The following is a 21,342-nucleotide window of genomic DNA, read 5'->3' on the forward strand; positions in this document are numbered from 1 at the left end:
ACATCGGGCGGATTTCGGTCGACGCTGAGGTGACCGTCTATGCCTGCTCTATGTGACGGCCATATAGGCCCCGAGTAGTGCGACGACCGACCTTCTGGGGAGTAGCCGTGAACCCTCCCATGGAGTGTGAGTCGATTGGCAGTCACCGAGGTCCCCAACCTGCAAGCCGTCCGGCTGCCCGTCACCGCCGCCCAGCTCGGCGTCTGGGTGAGTCAGCGGCTGCAGCCGGACAGTCCGATGTATCAGTGCGCCGCGCGCTACGACGGCGACGGGCCGATCGACGAGCGCCTGCTGGCCACCGCGGTTGACCGGGCAGTCGGGGAGACCGAGGCGTTGCGCGCGGTCTTCGGCGACGACGGTGAGGTGCACCAGCTGATCCGCCCGCGGGTCGAGGCCGGTCTGGAGGTGCTGGATCTGCGGGACGAGCCGGATCCGGCCGCCGCGGTGATCGACTGGATGGATCACGACCGCGCCACCGTAGCCGACCTGACCACCGGCTCACTCTTCCACCACGCGCTGCTGCGCGTCAGCGACACTCGCTGGCTGTTCTACCTGCGCTACCACCACATCCTGCTGGACGGCTACGGGCAGAGCCAGTACGTGGCACGACTCGCCGAGATCTACACGGCGCTGGCGTCCGGCTCCGGCATCGGCGAGCCGAAGTGGGACAGCCTCGGCACCGTCACCGGCGAGGATGCCGCATATCCGGGGTCGGAGCAGTACCACCGGGATCGGCGCTACTGGCTGGACACGTTCGCGGAGGAGACCGCCGGCCAGGCGCTCGCCGAGCGTCCCGCGGACCCGGCGCCGGACGCCCTGCGCAGCCGGGCCACGCTCGACGCGCCCCTGGTTGCCGCGCTTAATGCGATGGAGCGCTGGCCCGTCGTCATGACCGCCGCGACCGCGGTCTACCAGCATCGTCTGCTCTCCGAGTCGGACATCGTGATCGGCATGCCGGTCGCTGCCCGTCGCACCCCGGCGGCGCTGCGCACTCCGGCGATGCTCGCCAACGACGTGTCGCTGCGCCTGAAGGTCACCGCCCAGGACAGCTTCGCCGACGTGGTGAGGCAGGTCCGCGAGCGACTCGGCGAGGCGTTGCGCGCGCAGCGGTTCCGCCGTGAGGAACTGCACACCGAGCTGCGCCGGGCCGGCACCACCGGCGCCGTGTCCGGCCTGCTCGTGAACGCGCTGGCATTCGGCGCCCAGGTTCGCTTCGGCGACACCGTGGCGACCGGCGTCCAGCTGGCCAACGGGCCGGTCAACGACCTGATGCTGCAGAGCTTCGGCGACCCGGCGACGCACGACGTGCAGCTGGAGCTCGCCGGCAACCCGCGTTCCTACCGCTACACCGACGTGATGGCGCACCAGCGCCGCTTCCTCACCCTGCTCGCCTCGCTGGCCGCCCGGCCGGACGCGCCCATCGGTGCCGCCGATCTGCTCCCCGACGACACCCGTAGCGTTCTGCTCCGGCTCGGCCGTGGCCCGTCCGGTCCGGTGCCGGCCGGCCTGGTCGAACGCTTCGAGCGGCAGGCTGCGGCCGACCCGGACGCGCCCGCGGTGCGTGGTGAGCGGACCCTGACCTACGCCGCTCTCAACGAGCGGGCCAACCGGATCGCGCACGCCCTGCTGCGGCACGGCGCCGGCCCGGAGCGTCTGGTGGCCGTCGCCCTGTCCCGATCCGCTGACCTGCTGGCCGCCCTGCTCGGTGTGCTCAAGACAGGCGCCGCCTATCTGCCGCTCGATCCGGACCACCCGGCCGACCGGATCACCGGTGTGCTGGCCGACGCCGCGCCGGCCCTGCTGCTGACCGACGACGCGACCCGCCCGGCGGCGGCCGGTGACACCCCGGTGATGCTGCTGTCCGAAGTGCCGGCCGGTCCGGCCGGGAACCCGGGCATGCCGCAGGCGCCGGAGAGCCTGGCCTACGTCATCTACACCTCCGGCTCCACCGGGCGGCCCAAGGGTGTCGCGATCAGCCGGTCCAACCTGGCCAACTTCCTGCAAGCGATGGTCGTCCGCGTCCCGCTGACCACCGACGACGTGGTCCTGGCGCTCACCACGATCAGTTTCGACATCGCCGTACTGGAGCTGTTCCTGCCGCTGCTGTCGGGGGCCTCGACCGCCATCGCGACCCGTGACCAGGTTCTCGACACCAGCGAGCTGCGTGCCCTCATCGCCCGTGAGCGGGTGACCGTCATGCAGGCCACGCCGAGCCTGTGGGACATGTTCCTGGCCGGCGGCGACGATCTGGCCGGCGTGCGCGTGCTGGCCGGCGGTGAGGCGCTGCCCGACGACCTGGCCACTCGGTTGGTCGCCGCGGCGGATGAGGTCACGAATGTCTACGGCCCGACGGAGACCACGGTCTGGGCCACCGCCGGCGCGGTTCGCGGCGGCGCCGCCGACCTGGGGGAGCCGATCCTCAACACCCAGGTCCACGTGCTCGACGCGGCGCTGCAACCGGTGCCGCCCGGCCACGCCGGCGAGCTCTACATCGGCGGTGGCAACGTGGGCCGCGGCTACCTGGGCCGGCCGGCGCTGACCGCCGAGCGGTTCGTGGCCAACCCCTACGGAACTGGTCGCCTCTACCGCACCGGCGACCTGGTACGGGTCGGCTACGACAACCGGTTGTTCTTCATCTCCCGTGTCGACCACCAGGTCAAGGTCCGCGGCCACCGGATCGAGCTCGGCGAGATCGAGGCCGTGCTCGCCGCTCACCCGGCTGTGGAGCGCGCTGCCGTGATCGTGCGCGAGGACTCGCCCGGTGACAAGCGGATCGTCGCCTACGTCGTCGGCGCCGAGGCGGACCTGGCCCGCCACGTGGCCGACCGGCTGCCCGAATACATGGTCCCGGCGGCGATCGTCGCCCTCGACGCGCTGCCGCTGACCCCGAACGGCAAGCTCGATCGGCGTGCCCTGCCCGCGCCCGTGCACACCGGGACGGCCGGCAGCCGGGCGCCGCGTACCGAGTTGGAGTCGCTCCTCTGCCGGATCTTCGCCGAGGTGCTGGAGAGCGGCCTGGTCGGCATCGACGACGACTTCTTCGCGCTCGGTGGTCACTCCCTGCTGGCCACCCGGGTGGTCGCCGCCGCGCACCGGGCCGGTGTGGACGTGCCCATCCGGCAGCTGTTCCGGCTGCGTACGGTGGCCCGGCTGGTCGGCGTCTGCACCGCGGTGCACACCGCGGAGACCGAGTTGCCCGCGCCGTTGCCCGCCGGCGAACTGGAAGCGGTGCTGACGGAACCGGGCGTCGCGGAGGTGCTGCCGCTGACGCCGCTGCAGGAGGGGTTGCTGGCACGCAGCGCGTACGCCGAGGGCGACGTCTACGTGATGCGCGTCCACCTCGATCTGGCCGGCGATGTCGATCCGGCCGCGCTGCGCCGGGCACTGGCCGCGGTCCTCGCCCGGCATCCGGTGCTGCGATCGGCGGTACGCCATGAGGGTCTGAGCCGGCCCGTGCTGGCCGTGCACACAGCTCCGGAGGTGCCCTGGGACGACGAGCCCGGCGGGCCGATCGACGTGACCGTCGCGCCGCTGCTGCGGGCCGCACTGGAGGCGTTGCCGGATGGAGGTCGCCGGTTGACGATCACCTGTCACCACATGGTCCTCGACGGCTGGTCGGTGCCGGTGCTGCTGCGCGAGCTGCTTCAGGCGTACCACGGTGAGCTGCCCGCCGCCGGGCCACGGCCGTACCGGGACTACCTGGCCTGGCTGGCCGGCCGGGATCGGCGGGCATCACTGGACGCCTGGACGGCCGCGCTGTCCGGCGCCGAGCCGACCCGGGTCGCCGCGCCACACACCCCGGAGCGCCCGGAGCGGCTGACCGCAAACCTGGATTCCGCGCAGACCGCCCGCCTGGCCGCCCGCGCCCGCGCCGCCGGTGTCACCGTGAACGCGTTCGTGCAGGCCGCTTGGGCCGCCGTGGTCGGCCGGCTCACCGGACGAGGAGACGTGGTCTTCGGCGTCACCGTCGCGGGCCGCCCGGCCGAGCTGATCGGTGTCGAGGAGATGGCCGGGCTGTTCATCAACACAGTGCCGCTGCGCGCCACCGTCGGGCCCGAGCACACCCTGGAGAGCCTCGCCCGGGACATCCAGGACCGGCAGGCCGACCTGTTGGAACACCAGTACCTGCCGTTGATCGACGTGCAGCGGGCCACTTCCGGCGGCGCCGATCTGTTCGACACCATCCTGATCTTCGAGAACTTCCCGGCCGACCCCACCGCTGTGGCGGCCGCCGGCCACGAGCTACGGGTTCTCGACGCCGGTGTGGACGATGCCACGCACTACCCGCTCGCCCTCTACGCCTTCCCCGGGGACGAGCTGCGCCTGCGCCTGGACCACCAGCCGGTCACCGAGCCGCTGGCCGGGCACGCCCTGGCCTGGATGCTCACCCTGCTGCGTGCCGTCGCCGAGGACCCGGGCCGAACCCTCGGCGCGGTCGCGCTCGAGACCGGCCCGGCGGCGCTCACCGGACCGGCCGGGGAGCTGCCGGTCGGCGACACCGTGCGGTGGTTCGCCGAGCAGGCCCGGCGGACCCCGGACGGGATCGCGCTGGTCGCCACGGACGCCACGCTCACGTATCGGGAACTGGACGAGCGTGCGAACGCGCTGGCCTCGCGCTTGTTGTCGGCCGGCGTCGAGCCCGGCCAGTTCGTCGCGGTCGCCCTGCCCCGCACGGCCGACCTGCTGGTGTCCGTGCTGGCGGTGCTGCGGTGCGGCGCCGCCTATGTCCCGATCGACACCGGATTCCCGGCCGACCGCGTCGACTACATGATCTCCGATGCCGGACCGGTCCTGCTGCTGACCAACCGAAGCGTCGAGCTGGACCATCCGATCACCCGGTTCTACGTCGAGGACACCACGGTCACCGACGCCGCCCCGGTACGGGTGGACGTGCCGGGCGGAGCCGCGGCGTACATGATCTACACCTCCGGCTCGACCGGAAAGCCGAAGGGTGTGGTCGTCCCGCGCGCGGCGATGGACAACTTCCTGATCGCGATGATCGACCGGACCGGTCTCACCGCCGGCGACCACCTGCTCGCGGTCACCACCATCGGTTTCGACATCGCGGTCCTCGAGCTGTTCCTGCCGTTGCTGGTCGGCGCCACCGTGCTCCTCGCGCCCCGCGACGTCGTGACTGACCCGGTCGCGCTCTGCGCGGCTCTGCGCCAGCCGCGCAGCTCCGGATCGGCTCTGGTCGTGCAGGCCACCCCCAATCTGTGGCGGGCCGTGGCCGAGGAGGACCCGGCGGCTCTGCAAGGGCTGCGGGTCCTGGTCGGCGGCGAGGCGCTGCCACCCGATCTGGCGGCCGTGCTGGCCGGCGCGGCCGACGTGGTGCTCAACATGTACGGGCCCACCGAGACCACTGTCTGGTCGACCCTCGGCGTCGTCACCGACCACCGGCCGGACATCGGCACGCCAGTGCTCAACACTGTCGCCTGGGTGCTCGACACCGCGCTGCGCCCCGTCCCGGCCGGGGTGCCCGGTGAGCTCTACCTCGGCGGTAACGGTGTGGCCCGTGGTTACCACGGCCGGGCCGCGCTCACCGCGGAACGGTTCGTCGCCGCCCCGGGCGGCCCGCCCGGCGCTCGCATGTACCGCACCGGAGACCTGGTGCAGCGTCGTCCCGACGGCCGCCTAGATTTCCTGGGCCGGGTCGACGACCAGGTCAAGCTGCGCGGCTTCCGGATCGAGCTGGGCGAGGTGGCCGCCGCCCTGGCGACCCACCCGGACGTGACCCGCGCGGTCGCGGTGGTCCGCGAGGACCGGCCCGGTGACCGCAAGCTCGTCGCCTACGTCGTGGGCGCTCACGTGGAGATCGACCCGGGGGTGCTGCGCGAGCACGCCGCGGCCACCCTGCCGGAATACATGGTGCCCGCGGTGGTGGTGCCGCTGGACGAGATCCCGCTGACCCCGAACCGCAAGGTCGACAAGCGAGCGCTGCCCGCACCGCCGCAGCGCGCCGAACCGGCCGGGCGTGCCCCGCGCGATCCGCGCGAACAGCTGCTCTGCGAGCTCTACGCCGAGGTGCTCGGCCTGCCGCGGGTCGGCGTCGACGACGACTTCTTCACGCTCGGCGGCGACAGCGTGCTCTGCTTCCGGCTGCTCAGCCGGGCCCGGGTCCGGGGTGTCACGTTCGCCATCCGGGACGTCTTCGAACGCCGTACGGTGGCCGCGCTGGCCCCGTTCACCCGTGACCGCGGGACGGCGCCGGAGTCGACCGTGGTGGCCACCCCGCTCGCCGAGCACGCCGAGCTGCTCGCCCGGCCCGGGGTCGCCGACGTGCTGCCGCTCGCACCGATCCAGCAGGGGCTGTTGTTCCACAGCTCCTACGACGGCGGCACGCGCGACCCGTACCTGATCCAGATCGTGCTCCACGTCGCCGGGCCGATCGATGCGGCGCGGCTGCGAGCCGCCTGCTCGTCGCTGCTGGACCGGCACGCCGTGCTGCGCACCGGTTTCGTCTCCACCGGGCTGCCCGAGCCGGCCCAGGTGGTGCACGAGACCGCCAGTCTGCCGTGGCGCGAGATCACCGACCTGGACGCGTTCCTCGACCACGATCGGGCCGAGCGCTTCGACCTGGCGAACCCGCCGCTGATCCGGGTCGCCCTGGCCGAGCGGGCGATCGTCCTCACCCTGCACCACCTGGTGGCCGACGGCTGGTCCCTGCCGATCCTGGTCCGCGAGCTGCTCCAGCTCTACGGCGGCGCGACCGAGCTGCCGGCCCGCCGGCCCTACCGCGATTACCTCGACTGGCTGGCGGCCCGGGACGAGGGCTCGGCCCGGGTGTGGCAGCGGGCCTTGGCCGGCGTGGAACGGCCCACACTGCTCGGGACCGGCGTCACCCCGGTGGTCGACAGTGAGCCGATCCGCCTCGACCGGGCACTGACCGTCGCCGAGACGCGCGCACTGGTCCGGAGCGCGCACGAGGCCCGGGTCCCGCTCAACAACTTGGTGCAGGCGGCGTGGGCGCTCACCCTGAGCCGGCTGACCGGCCGCGACGACGTGGTCTTCGGCATCACGGTCGCCGGGCGGCCGGCCGATCTGGCCGGCGCCGAGGACATGGTCGGTCTGTTCATCAACACGGTACCGCTGGCCGTCCGCCTGGACCCGGCCGAGCCGGTCACCGCCCTGCTCGGCCGCCTGGCCGTGGAGCAGGCCGGGCTGCTGGACCACCAGCACGTCGCGCTCACCACCATTCAGCGCGACCGCGGCCTCGGCGAGCTCTTCGACACCGCGGTCATCTTCGAGAACTTCCCGTTCGACCACGACGCCCTCGACGACCTGGCCGCCACCACCGGGCTTCGCCTGACCGACGCCCGGGTCACCGATGCCAGCCACTACGCGCTCGGCTTGATGGCGATGCCCGGCGAGCGGCTGCGGTTCCGGCTGCACCACCAGCCCGCACAGATCGACGGGGACACCGCGGCCCGAGTCGCCGAGCTGTTCCTGCGGGCCCTGCGGGCCTTCAGCACGAGGCTGGACCGCGCCGTCGGCCGGCTCGACCTGATCGGCGACGAGGACCGCGACCGAGTGCTGACCCGCTGGAACGGCACCCGCCCGGAGCGGCCGCGCACCAGTCTGCCGCAGCTCTTCGCGGAGCAGGTCGCCGCCGGCCCGGACCGTCCCGCGGTCGGCGCCGGTGGCGCCGTGCTCACCTACCGGCAGCTCGACGCCCGGGTCCGGGAGTTGGCCACCGGACTGCGGGCTCGCGGCGCCGGACCGGAGTCGCTGGTGGCGGTCCTGCTGCCGCGCGGCATCGACCTGGTCGCCACGCTGCTGGCGGTGCACCGAGCGGGAGCCGCGTACCTGCCTCTCGACCCGGACTATCCGGCCGACCGCATCGATCGGATCCTCACCGAGGCCCGCCCGGCCCTGGTGATCCGTCCCGCGGACCTGCCCGGCCTGGCCACCGGCGGTTCGGACACACCCGTCCCGGCCCCGCACCCCGAGCAGGCCGCCTACGTGATCTTCACCTCCGGCTCCACCGGTGTGCCGAAGGGTGTGGTCGTGCCGCACGGCGCGCTCGCCGCCCACCTGCTGCGCAGCCGCGAGGCGTACCCGGAGGTGGGTGGCACCAGCCTGGTGCACTCCTCGCCGGCCTTCGACCTGACCGTCACCGGACTGTTCGGCCCGTTGGTGACCGGTGGCTGCGCGCAGCTCGACGAGCTCGCCGACGCGGTGGAGCGGCCGACCTTCCTCAAGGGCACGCCGAGCCACCTGCCGGTCCTGGTCAACCAGAGGATCGACGTCTCGCCCACCGGGCTGCTGATGCTCGGCGGCGAGCAGCTCACCGCCGAGGGGCTGCACGAGTGGCGGAAGGCCCACCCGGACGTCACCGTGATCAACTCGTACGGCCCGACCGAGACCACGGTGAACTGCATCGACCACCGGGTGGAGCCGGGCGAACAGCTGCCGGCCGGGCCGTTGCCGATCGGCCGTCCGTTCCCGCACACCCGCGCGTACGTGCTGGACAGCGGTTTGTGCCCAGTCCCGGTCGGTGGTGTCGGTGAACTGTACGTGGCCGGCGCCGGGGTGGCCCGCGGCTACCTGAACGCGCCGCGCGCCACCGCCGAGCGGTTCGTGCCCAGCCCGTACGACGCGCCCGGCACCCGGATGTACCGCACCGGCGACCTGGTTCGCTGGACGCCGGAGGGCACCCTGGTCTACCTCGGCCGCTCGGACGAGCAGATCAAGATCCGCGGGCACCGCATCGAGCTCGGGGAGGTCGAGGCCGCGCTCGGCCGTCAGCCCGGCGTGGTCCGCGCGGTCGCCGCCGTCCGGGACGGCCGGCTGGTGGGTTACCTGGTGGGCGTCGCCGAGCACGACACGGTTCTGGCCACTCTGCGTGCCACCCTCCCGGAACACTTCGTGCCGTCGGCTCTGGTCTCCCTCACCGAACTGCCGACCACCGCGAACGGCAAGGTCGACCGGGCCGCCCTGCCCGCGCCCGACTTCACCGCGGCGGTGGCCGGGCGGGCCCCGGCCACCCCCGACGAGCAGCGCCTGTGCCGGCTGATCGGCGAGGTCCTCGGCCGTGACGACGTCGGACCCGACCAGGACTTCTTCACGCTGGGCGGGGACAGCATCATGTCGATGCAGCTGGTCGGCCGAGCCCGTACGGCCGGTCTGCACTTCACCGCCCGGCAGGTGTTCGAGCACCGTACGGCGGCTGCCCTGCTCGCCGTCGCCGCGGACGCGGCCGCCCCGGTCACCGAACCCGTGGCCGCCGCCTTCGGGCGGATGCCGGCCACCCCGATCATGCGGCGGCTGGCCGAGCGTGGCGGCCGGACCAGTCGCTACCACCAGTCCGTCGTGGTGACCGTTCCGCCGACCGACGAGGCCCGGCTGACCACCGCTTTGCAGGCCACGTTGGACCATCACCACGCGCTGCGCCTGCGGCTGATCGACGACACCGAGCTGGAGATCACCCCGCCCGGCTCGGTCGACGCCACGACCTGCCTGCGCCGGATCGCCGGCCCGGGCACCGACGCCGAGCTCACCGCGGCCGGCGAGGCCGCTCGCGACGAGTTGGACCCGGCATCCGGCGTGATCGTCCGGGCGGTCTGGTTCGATGCCGACGACGCTCCGGGACGACTTCTGCTGGTCGTTCACCACCTGGCCGTCGACGGCGTGTCCTGGCGAATCATCCTGTCCGACCTGGCGGCGGCCTGGCGGGACCCGGGCGCTCCGCTCGACCCGGCGTCCACCTCGTTCCGCACCTGGGCGGCGCGCTCGACGCGGCTGCCGGCCGCGGGCGCCACGCCCTGGCTGGCGTTGCTGGACGACGAGCCGGGGCTCGCCGTCGATCCGGACGGTGCCGACCCGGGCACCGTGGCCGGCGCCGGCCGGCTCACCCGCAGGCTGGCCACCGCCACCACCGTGCCCCTGCTCACCACGATTCCGGCCGCGGTGCACGGCGATGTCGACGACGTGCTGCTGACCGCGCTGGCAGTGGCGGTCTCCGCCTGGCGCGGCGACGACGACGGCGTGCTGGTCGACACCGAGCGGCACGGCCGCGCCGACTGGCTGGTGCCGGGCACCGACCTGTCCCGTACGGTCGGCTGGTTCACCGGTGTCCAACCGGTCCGGCTGCGCCTGGGCGCGGTACGCGCCACCGAGGTGCTCACCGGGCGTGGCGGCCACGGACTGCTCAAGGCGGTCAAGGAGCAGCTGAGGGCGGCCGGCGAACAGGACCTCGCGTACGGGGTGACCCGCTACCTCGACCCGGTCACCGCGCCGGAGTTCGCCGGTCGCGGCCATCCCGGGCTCGCGTTCAACTACCTCGGCCGGCTCACCAGCGGCGGCGCCGGAGAGTTCGCCCTGGACACGCATCCGGGCGCGCCCGACGATCCGGAACGCGTCCTCGGCCATCTGGTCGAGCTCAACGCCGCCACCCACGAGGGGCCGGACGGCCCCGAACTCGTCGCGACCTGGACCTGGGACGGCGCGGCGCTGGACAGCGAGCGGATGGAACGACTCGCCGACCACTGGTTCACCGCGCTGCGGGCGCTCGCCAGCGCCCCGCCGCGGGCCGGGCATACCCCGTCCGACCTGCTGGTTCCGCTGACCCAGGCGGAGATCGACGAGTTGGAGGCGGACGGTGACGTCGCGGCGCTGCTGCCGCTCGCACCGCTGCAAGAGGGCCTGGTCTTCCACAGCGCGCAGCGGGAGGGCGAGCGGGACCCGTACCTGACCCAGTTGGTCGCCGACCTCGAAGGGGACCTGGACGTGCCACGGCTGCGGACGGCCGCGGCCGAGGTGGTACGGCGGCACACCGCGCTGCGCTCCGGATTCCGGCGCACCGTCGACGGCGTCACGGTGCAGGTCGTGCTCGCCGACCCGCCGCTGGACTTCACCGTGCACACCGGCGCACCGGACGTGGTCCTGGCCGCGGAATGGGACCGGCGCTTCGACCTGGGCCGGCCGCCACTGATCCGATTCACGCTGATCAGCCTGGGGCAGGGGCAGGGGCGGTGGCGACTGGCGATCACCGGTCACCACGCGGTCCGCGACGGCTGGTCGGTGCCGATCATCGTGCGGGAACTGCTCGCGCTCTACCGCGGCGTGCCACTGGCGGCGCCGAGGCCGTACTCGAATCATCTTGCCTGGCTGGCCGGGCAGGACCGGCCCGCAGCCCTGGCCGCCTGGCGCACCGCCCTCGACGGGATCGAGGATCCGACGCTGGTCGCCGCCGCCCCCGGCGTCGCCGAACCGGCCCGCATCGACGTCTCCTACGTGGGGCCCGCCCCGCTGGACGTCACCTCACGGACCCTGGGCGTCACTCCCGGCACCGTGCTGCAGACCGTATGGCTGCTGCTGCTGGCCCGGCTGACCGGCCGTGACGACGTGGTCACCGGGATGACCGTGGCCGGTCGCCCGCCGGAACTGCCCGGCGTGGACGAGATGGTCGGCCTGTTCATCAACACCTTGCCGCTGCGCGCCCGCCTCGACGCCGGGGAGAGCCTTGGCGGGTTCGCCCGCCGGCTCCAGCGCGAACAGGTCACCCTGCTGGAGCATCAGCACCTCGGTCTGGCCGAGATCCAGCGGGCGGCCGGGGTCGACGAGCTGTTCGACACGGCCATGGTGTTCGAGAACTACCCGTTCGACCCGGAGGCGATCCGGGCGTATGCCCGTGGTGCCGGCCTGGAGATCGGTGAGATCACCCACCACTCGGCCCCGCACTACGCCCTGGCGCTGGAGGCCGCCCCACGGCCCGGTGGCGGGCTGGAGCTCCGCCTGCACCACCGGCCGGACGTGGTGCCGGCGGAGCGGGCCGCCCTGGTGGCCCGCTGGCTCGGTGAGCTGCTCGACATCGTCGCCCTGGCGCCGGAGACACCGGTCGGCGCGGTCGGCCTGGCCGGCCGGGACGAGCCGCGCCAGCGGGGCCGGCAGCTCCCGGAGGCCACCGGGCTGTGGCCGGTGGAGTTCCTGGCCAGGGCGCGCCGGACGCCGGACGCCCCGGCGCTCGCCTTCGAGGGTGCCGAGCTGTCCTTCGGCGAGCTGGCCGAGCGCGCCACGGCATGGGCGGGCGCGCTGGCCGCGGCCGGCGCGGGACCCGAGCGCCGGGTGGCCATCCTGCTGCCGCGCTCGATCGAGCTGATCATCGCCATGCACGCGGTGGTCCTGGCCGGGGCGGCGTTCGTGCCGGTCGACCCGGAGTACCCGGCCGAGCGGATCGCCTACATCCTGCGGGACGCGGCGCCGGACGTGGTGATCACCGAGGAGAGCATCCCTGACCTGGACGCGAGCCGTGCCCCATGGACCGCGCCCGGCCTGCGGGCCGAACACCCGGCGTACGTCATCTACACCTCCGGCTCCACCGGGCGCCCGAAGGGCGTGGTGGTCTCGCACCGCGGCATCGCCTCCCTGGTCGAGGCGCAACGCGAGCGGTTCGACATACGGCCGGACAGCCGGGTGTTGCAGTTCGCCTCGCCCAGTTTCGACGCCGCCGTCTCCGAGGTCGCCGTCACGCTGCTCTCCGGAGCCTGCCTGGTGGTCGCCCCGAAGGCCCGGCTGCTGCCGGCGGACCCCCTGGTCGACCTGATCACCGCGGAACGCGTCAGTCATGTCACCCTGCCGCCGGTGGCCCTGGCCGAGCTGGACCCGGACTCACTGCCCGGCGTCCGCTCGCTCACGGTGGCCGGCGAGCACTGCCCGGGCGGCATCGTCGCCCAGTGGTCACCCGGCCGTCGCATGATCAACGCGTACGGGCCGACCGAGACGACGGTCTGCGCCACCATGAGCACCCCGCTGGCCGGCCCGGAAACGCCCACCATCGGCGGCCCGATCGTCAACGCCCGGGTCTACCTGCTCGACCCGCACCTGCAACCGGTGCTGCCCGGCGTGGCCGGTGACCTCTACGTGTCCGGCCACGGCCTGGCCCGTGGCTATCACGGCCGCTCCGCGCTGACCTCGGAGCGATTCGTCGCCGACCCGGCCGGTCCGCCCGGCACCCGGATGTACCGCACCGGCGACGTGGCGGTCTGGACCGCCGACGGCGAGCTGGAGTTCCGCGGGCGCAGCGACGACCAGGTGAAGCTGCGTGGCCACCGGATCGAGTTGGGCGAGGTCGAGGCCCTGATGGCCGGGCATCCCGGCGTGACCGCCGCGGTCGCGGTGGTGCGCGAGGACCGGCCCGGCGACCGGCGCCTGGTCGGCTACGTGACCGGCACGGCCGCACCGGCGGCGGTGCGCGACCACGTCGCCGCCGCCGTCCCGGACTACCTGGTCCCGGCCGTGGTGATGGTCCTCGACCGGCTCCCCGTCACCCCGAACGGCAAGGTGGACCGCAAGGCGCTGCCCTCGCCGATGCTCGCCGGCGCGGCCGGCACCGGCCGGGGGCCGGCCACCCCGCGCGAGGCACTGCTCTGCGACGCCTTCGCCGAGGTGCTCGGCGTGCCGCGGGTCGGACCCGATGAGAGCTTCTTCGCGCTCGGTGGCCATTCGCTGACCGCCAACCGGCTGGTCGCCCGGATCCGGGTGCTGTTCGGCGTCGAGGTCACCGTCCGGCAGCTCTTCGAGACGCCCACCGCGGCCGGGATCGCGACCCGGCTGGACGGCGCCGCGACCGGCCGGCCGGCGGTGCGCCCGCGGCCCCGGCCGGACCGCCTGCCGCTGTCCGCGGCGCAGCGCCGCCTCTGGTTCCTGCACCAGATGGAGGGTCCCAGCCCCGCCTACAACATCGCCGCCGCGCTGCGCCTGCACGGCGAACTGGACGTCGCCGCGCTGCGTCAGGCGGTGACCGACCTGGTCGAGCGGCACGAGACTCTGCGGACCGTGCTGGCCGACGACGCCGACGGGCCGTACCAGATCCTCGTGGACCGGCCGACGCCATTCGAGACGAGCCAGGTCAGCGCGGCCGACCTTCCGGCCGTGCTCGCCGAGGCCGCCGCGTACCGGTTCGACCTGGCCGCCGAGACCCCCTTGCGAGTCTCGCTGTTCCGGACCGGCGACCGGGAGCACGTCCTGCTCCTGCTCCTGCACCACGTGGCCGGCGACGCCGGCTCGGTGCAGCCGCTCGCCACCGACCTGGCCACCGCCTACACCGGCCGCATCCGTGGCGGCGAGGCCGACTGGGCGCCGCTCCCGGTCCAGTACGCCGACTACGTGCTCTGGCAGCAGGAGATGAGCGGCGAAGCCGACGACCAGCTGGAATATTGGCGGTCCGCGCTGGCCGGGCTGCCGGACGAGCTCGCCCTGCCGGTCGACCGGCCGCGCCCGGCCGGCAGTGCCGGTCGAGGCGGCCGGGCCGAGTTCACGCTTCCCGCCGACCTGTACGACCGGCTGCGGAGCGCCGCACGGACGCTGCGTGCCACGCCGTTCATGGTGGTGCAGGCGGCGCTGGCGGTGACGCTGTCGCGGCTGGGGGCCGGTACCGATGTGCCGATCGGCACGCCGGTGGCCGGTCGGGTGGACGAGGCGCTGGCCGAGGTGGTCGGGTTCTTCGTCAACACGCTGGTGCTGCGTACCGACGTCTCGGGTGACCCGAGTTTCGCCGAGTTGGTCGGCCGGGTCCGGGAGACCGACCTTGCCGCGTACGAGCATCAGGACGTCCCGTTCGAGCGGCTCGTCGAGGCGCTGCGCCCGGCCCGGGTCACCGGACGCCACCCGCTCTTCCAGACGGTCCTCGACTGGAGCGACGGCCAGCCGGACGCGCTCGCCGCGCTCGACGCCATGCCCGGCCTGACCGTCTCGCCGGTGACCGTCGATCTGCGCACCGCGAAGTTCGACCTGGTCTTCCACCTGACCGCGGGCGACGCCGGCGAGGTGGCCGGCGTCCTGGAGTACAGCGCCGAGATGTTCGATCCGGACACCGCCGACCGGCTCGCCGACCGGCTGATCCGGGTCCTGGACGCGGCCCTGACCCGCCCCGACGAGCCGGTCAGCCGCATCGACCTGCTCGACGCGCAAGAGCGTGCCCGCATCCTCGGACCGTGGAGCCGGCCCGCCCCGGAACAGCCGGTCCCGGCCGGCGCCCAGCGGAACCTGGTGCGCGAGTTCGAGGCGGCGGCGCGGCGGCACCCGGACGCGGTCGCGGTGACCGGGGAGGACGGCGAGCTGACGTACGCCGAGCTGGACGACGCGGCGAACCGGTTGGCCCACCTGTTCGCCCGGCACGGGGCCGGTCCCGAGCGCTTCGTCGCGCTGGCCCTGCCGCGCCGTACCGAGCTGGTGGTGTCCATCCTGGCCGTGCTCAAGTCCGGCGCCGCCTACCTGCCGATCGACCCCGGTTATCCGGCCGACCGCATCGCGTTCATGCTGGCCGACGCGCAGCCGGTGCTGATCGTCGGCGCCGGCGGCGTGCAATCCCGGATCGACGCCGGCGACGTGCCGTGGGTGCTGCTCGACGACGTGGACCTGACCCGCCTGCCGGACACCCCGCCGGTGATCGAGCCAGCCGCTGAGCACCCGGCATACGTCATCTACACCTCGGGCTCCACCGGCACGCCCAAGGGGGTGGTGGTCACTCACGCCAACGTGCTGCGGCTGTTCCGGCAGACCGCGCACTGGTTCGGGTTCGACGAGACGCACACCTGGACGCTGTTCCACTCGTACGCGTTCGACTTCTCGGTCTGGGAGCTGTGGGGTCCGCTGCTGCACGGTGGCCGCCTCGTCGTGGTCCCGTACGACACCAGCCGCAGCCCGGCGGACTTCCTCGACCTGCTCAGCCGCGAACGGGTCACCGTGCTCAACCAGACCCCGTCCGCCTTCTACCAGCTGATGCAGGCCGACCGGGAGGCGGGCGGCGCCGAGCTCGCGCTGCGCTACGTGATCTTCGGTGGGGAGGCGCTCGACCTCGGCCGCCTCTCCGGCTGGTACGAACGGCACGCGGAAGACGCTCCGGTGCTGGTCAACATGTATGGCATCACGGAGACCACGGTCCACGTGACCTACCAGCCGCTCACCGAGCGCACCGCGGCTGAGCAGGCGGCGAGCCTGATCGGCGTCGGCATCCCGGACCTCGGCATGTACGTCCTCGACGAGGGGCTGCAGCCGGTGCCGGCCGGGATCGTCGGCGAGATGTACGTCTCCGGCGCGGGCCTGGCCCGCGGGTACCTCAACCGCCCGGGCCTGTCCGCCATCCGGTTCGTCGCCGACCCGTTCGGGGCCTCCGGCACCCGGATGTACCGCACCGGCGACCTGGCCCGCTGGCGTGCCGACGGCACGCTGGAGTACCTCGGCCGGATCGACGATCAGGTGAAGATTCGCGGTTTCCGGATCGAGCTCGGCGAGATCCAGACGGTTCTCGCCGCTCAGCCCGGAGTCGCCCAGGCGGCGGTCGTCGTCCGGGAGGACCAGCCCGGCGATCAGCGCCTGGTCGCCTACCTGGTCGGTGACTGCGACGCGGACCGGCTGCGGCGCGCTCTCGGCGAGGCGCTGCCGGACTACATGGTCCCCTCCGCCTTCGTGGAGTTGACCGCCATCCCGCTCACCTCCAACGGCAAGCTCGACCGGCGAGCGCTGCCAGCGCCGGTTCACGTCTCCACCGCGACGCGCCGCGAGCCGCGCACGCCGCGCGAGCGGCTGCTCGCCGAGGCGTTCGCCGAGATCCTCGGCGTGCCCTCGGTCGGGGTCGAGGACGACTTCTTCGCACTCGGCGGGCACTCGCTGTCGGCCACCCGCCTGGTCGCCCGGATCCGGGCCGTCCTCGGCGTGGAGTTGAGCGTGCGGCAGCTGTTCGAGGAGCCCACCGTGGCCGGCCTGGACGCCGTGCTGGACGGCGCGGCCCGGAGCAGCCGGCCGCCGGTCATCCCGGCCGAGCGTCCGGACCGGCTGCCGCTCTCCGCAGCCCAACGACGACTGTGGTTGATGCACGAGCTGGGCGGCCCGGACGCCACCTACAACATCCCGGTGCTGCTGCGCCTGGACGGCGACCTGGACGTCGCCGCGCTCACCGAGGCGCTCGCCGACGTGGTGTCCCGCCACGAGAGTCTGCGAACCCTGGTGGTCGGCTCCGGCGACGACGTCTACCAGGTGGTGGTGCCCGCCGAAGCGGCCCGGCCCGCGCTGCCGGTGGTGCCTCTCGAGGCGCTGCGGGAGGCGGCGGCCGAGCCGTTCGACCTGACCACCGACATGCCGATCCGGGCCCGGTTGTGCCGGGCCGGGGAGCGCGAGCATCAGCTGCTGGTCGTGGTGCACCACATCGCCGGCGACGGCGCGTCCATGCCGGTGCTGGCCCGGGACCTGGTCACCGCGTACACCACGCGGCTGGCCGGCCGGCCTCCCGGGTGGGCGCCGCTGGCGGTGCAGTACGCCGACTACGCGATCTGGCAACGAGCGGTTGCCGGCGACGAGAAGGAGCAACTGGACTACTGGCGCGCCACGCTGTCCGGGCTGCCGGACGAGCTGACCCTGCCGGTCGACCGATCCCGGCCGCTCGCCGGGCCGCAGCGAGCCGGGCGGAGCACGTTCGCCCTGCCTGCCGGGGTGCACGACCGGATCGCCGACCTGGCCGCCCGTCTCGGGGCCACGCCGTTCATGGTGGTGCAGGCGGCGCTGGCGGTGACGCTGTCGCGGCTGGGGGCCGGTACCGATGTGCCGATCGGCACGCCGGTGGCCGGTCGGGTGGACGAGGCGCTGGCCGAGGTGGTCGGGTTCTTCGTCAACACGCTGGTGCTGCGTACCGACGTCTCGGGTGACCCGAGTTTCGCCGAGTTGGTCGGCCGGGTCCGGGAGACCGACCTTGCCGCGTACGAGCATCAGGACGTCCCGTTCGAGCGGCTCGTCGAGTCGCTGCGCCCGGCCCGGGTCACCGGACGCCACCCGCTCTTCCAGACCGTTCTGACGGTGGACACCGCCGGGGCCGAGGCCGCTGAGGCGGTCGCCGAGCTACCCGGGCTCACCGTGACCACCGCTCACATCGGTCCGCAGCACGTCAAGTTCGACCTGATGATCACCCTGCTCGGTGAGGCCGGCGCGATCGAGTACAGCGCCGACCTCTTCGACGCGGCGACCGTCGAGGCGCTGACCCGTCGCTTCCTCGGTGTCCTCGAGCAGGCCACCCGGCGACCCGGCACGGCGATCTCCGGCCTGGAGACGCTGGTCGGTGACGAGCGCGACCGGCTGCTGGTCGGTCTGCTCGACACCGAGCAGCCCACCCTCACCGGGTCGATCCCGGACCTGTTCGACGGCCAGGCCCGGGCCACGCCGGACATGCCCGCCGTACGGTTCCGCGAGCGGGTCCTCTCGTACGCGGAGCTCGACGCCGCCGCGAACCGCCTCGCGCACCGCCTGATCGCCCGCGGCGTGACCACGGAGACCCGGGTCGGCGTGCTGATGGAACGCTCGCTCGACCTGGTCGTGACCCTGTTGGCGATCATCAAGGCGGGCGGCGTCTACGTGCCGCTCAGTCCGACCTACCCGGACGACCGGCTTGCCGCGCTGCTCGACCGCCAGGTGGAGGCACCGCTGCTGCTCACCGACCTGCCCGGACGGGCGCGTGCGGAGAACCTGGGTGTCGCGGCGGCCGTAGTGATGATCGACGAGGCTGATTGGGCCGGTGGTGACGCGAGCCCGACCGGTGTGGTGGTGGCGCCGTTGCAGCTGGCGTACATCATGTTCACCTCCGGCTCCACCGGGGAGCCGAAGGGTGTCGCCGTCCAGCAGTGCGACGTCGCCACCCTGGCCGGTGACCGGCTCTGGGACGACGTGCTGGACCGGGTGCCGCTGCACTCGCCGCACGCCTGGGACGGTTCGGTGCTCGAGCTCTGGGTGCCGCTGCTGCGCGGTGGCTGCGTGGTCGTCGCGCCACCCGGCGAGCTGGACGTCGCGGCCCTGCGCAAGCTGATCGAGGGCAACGACATCACCTCGATGTTCATGACGTCCGGCCTGCTCCGTGTCATGGCGCAGGAGGCGCCGGAGTCGTTCCGCCGGGTTCGCCAGCTCAGCGCCGGCGGCGATGTGACCACCCCGGGCTCGGTCCGGCGGCTGCACGAGCACGCGCCCGGTTGCCGCATCGTCAACGGCTACGGCCCGACCGAGACAACCGTGTTCGCGCTGGTCTACCGGGCCGACCCGGAGACGGAGCGGGAGTGGGCGACCGCCGTGCCGATCGGCCGTTCCCTGGACAACCTGCGTCACTACGTGCTTGACGACCGGCTCCGGCTGGTGCCGCCCGGCACCACCGGTGAGCTGTACCTGGCCGGGGACGGCCTGGCCCGCGGCTACTGGAACCGACCCGGCTTCACCGCCGAACGGTTCGTGGCCGACCCGTACGGCGCGCCGGGCGCCCGGATGTACCGCACCGGCGACCTCGCCCGATGGACCCGCGACGAACAGATCGACTTCGTCGGCCGTGCCGACGACCAGGTGAAGCTGCGCGGTTTCCGGATCGAGCTGGGTGAGGTGGAGGCCGCGGTGGCCGGCGCCGGCGGCGTCGGCACGTCGACTGTCCTGCTGCGTGAGGACCGGCCTGGAGAAAAGCGCCTGGTCGCCTACGTGGTACCGGTCGACGGCTACGACACCGGCCGGGCCCGGGAACACCTGCGGGCGGTCCTGCCCGACTACGCCGTTCCGGTCCTGGTCGAGCTGCCGGAGTTGCCGCTGACCGGGCTCGGCAAGGTCGACCGGCGGGCGCTGCCGGCACCGGTGTTCGCCACCGGCGAGACCGCCCGGGCGCCACGCTCCTCCGCCGAGCGGATCCTCACGGAACTCTTCGCCGAGGTGCTACGGCTCCCGGATGTCGCCCCGGACGACGCGTTCTTCGACCTCGGCGGCGACAGCATCATGGCGATCCAGCTGGTCAGCCGGGCCACCCGGGCCGGACTGCGGATCACCGCGGCCGACGTGTTCCGGCATCGCACCGTCGCCGACCTGGCCGCGGTGGCCGGCACGGACACCGGCGAGCCGGACACGCCGGACGTCGGCGTCGGCGACGTCGTGCCGGCGCCGATGATGCACTGGCTCGCGGCCCGGGCCGCGCCGCTGGACGCGTTCAACCAGTCCACCCTGGTCTGGTCGCCGGCGGGGCTCGACCTGGATACCCTGCACGCTGTGCTGCAGGCGGTCCTGGACCGGCACGACAGCCTGCGGATGCGGGTGGACGCTGTCGATCCGGAGGACGCCACCACCTGGCGCTGTGAGGTGCCGGAGCCGGGCTCGGTGCGGGCCGGGGACTGCGTACGCCGTGTCGACGCCTCCGGTCTGGACGACGACGCGCTGTCCGCTGCCGTCGATCGGGAGGGTCGCGCCGCGGCTGGCCGGCTGCGTCCCGCCGACGGGGTGATGGTCCAGGTCGCCTGGCTGGACCGGGGTGACCGGCCCGGCGTGCTGATCCTGGTGGTGAACCACCTCGCCGTGGACGGCGTCTCCTGGCGGATCCTGATGCCCGACCTGCTGGAGGCATGGCAGGCTGTGCAGGGCGGCCGGGAGGTGTCCCTGGCCCCGGTGCCGGCCTCGCTGCGCCGCTGGTCGCACGCACTGGACGCGGAGGCGGCCAGTCCGTCCCGGACCGCCGAGCTCACGCACTGGACCGGGGTGCTCGCCGGCGACCGGCGCGGGATCGGCCGGCGTCCGCTGAGCCGTGCCGACACCTACGCCACGGCCGGCCGTCTGACCCGTACCGTCCCGTCGGAACTCACCCGGGCACTGCTCACCACCGTGCCGGCCGCGGTCGGTGCGGGCGTGGACGACGTGCTGCTCACCGCGCTCACGGTGGCGGTGGCGCGGTGGCGCGGTGACGGCCCGGTGGTGATCGACCTGGAGGGGCACGGGCGCACCGGCGGCCCGGGCGGCGGCATCGACCTGTCCCGGACCACCGGCTGGCTGACCGCGATGCACCCGGTCGCCCTGGACCCGGGCGGCTTCGACACCGCCGCGGCGCTGACCGGTGGACCCGCCGCCGGCGCCCTGCTCAAGGCGATCAAGGAACAGCTGCTGGCGGTCCCCGACAAGGGCATCGGCTACGGCCTGCTGCGCCATCTGAATCCGGCCACCCGCAGCGTGTTGGCCGGGCTGCCCGAGGCCGACCTCGGCTTCAACTATCTGGGCCGGTTCGTCACCGCCGAGACGGCTGACTGGGCGGTGGCCAGTGGCCTGCCTCGCCCGCCGGGCGAGGACCCGGCGACTCCGCTGCCGCACGTGCTGGAACTCAACGCCGGCACCTCGGAGACCGCCGACGGACCGGTCTTGAGCGCCACCTTCACCTGGGCCGGCGATCTTCTCACCGAGGCGGAGACGGCCGCGCTGGCTGACATCTGGATCAGCGCTCTGGGCGGTCTCGCGGCCTGGGCGCAGCGGCCCGACGCCGCCGGCCTCACCCCCCACGACGTGGGCCTTATAGGTCTGACACAGAACGAGATCGAAGAGTTCGAATCAGCATTCGACTCGGATTTGGAGTGGTGA

At 73.5% G+C, this 21,342-nt stretch carries 1 protein-coding gene; it reads left to right on the forward strand.

The window, feature by feature from the left end; genetic code table 11:
- Window positions 1-135 precede the first annotated feature (135 nt).
- Window positions 136-21,342 carry a non-ribosomal peptide synthase/polyketide synthase gene (locus tag ACH442_RS31050; protein ID WP_396341671.1) on the forward strand — a complete coding sequence of 7,069 codons (21,207 nt, stop codon included), beginning with the start codon at window positions 136-138 and terminating at the stop codon, window positions 21,340-21,342.

Origin of the sequence: Actinoplanes sp. NPDC020271 (assembly GCF_044388125.1) — a bacterium.
In the GTDB taxonomy this organism is placed as follows: domain Bacteria; phylum Actinomycetota; class Actinomycetes; order Mycobacteriales; family Micromonosporaceae; genus Actinoplanes.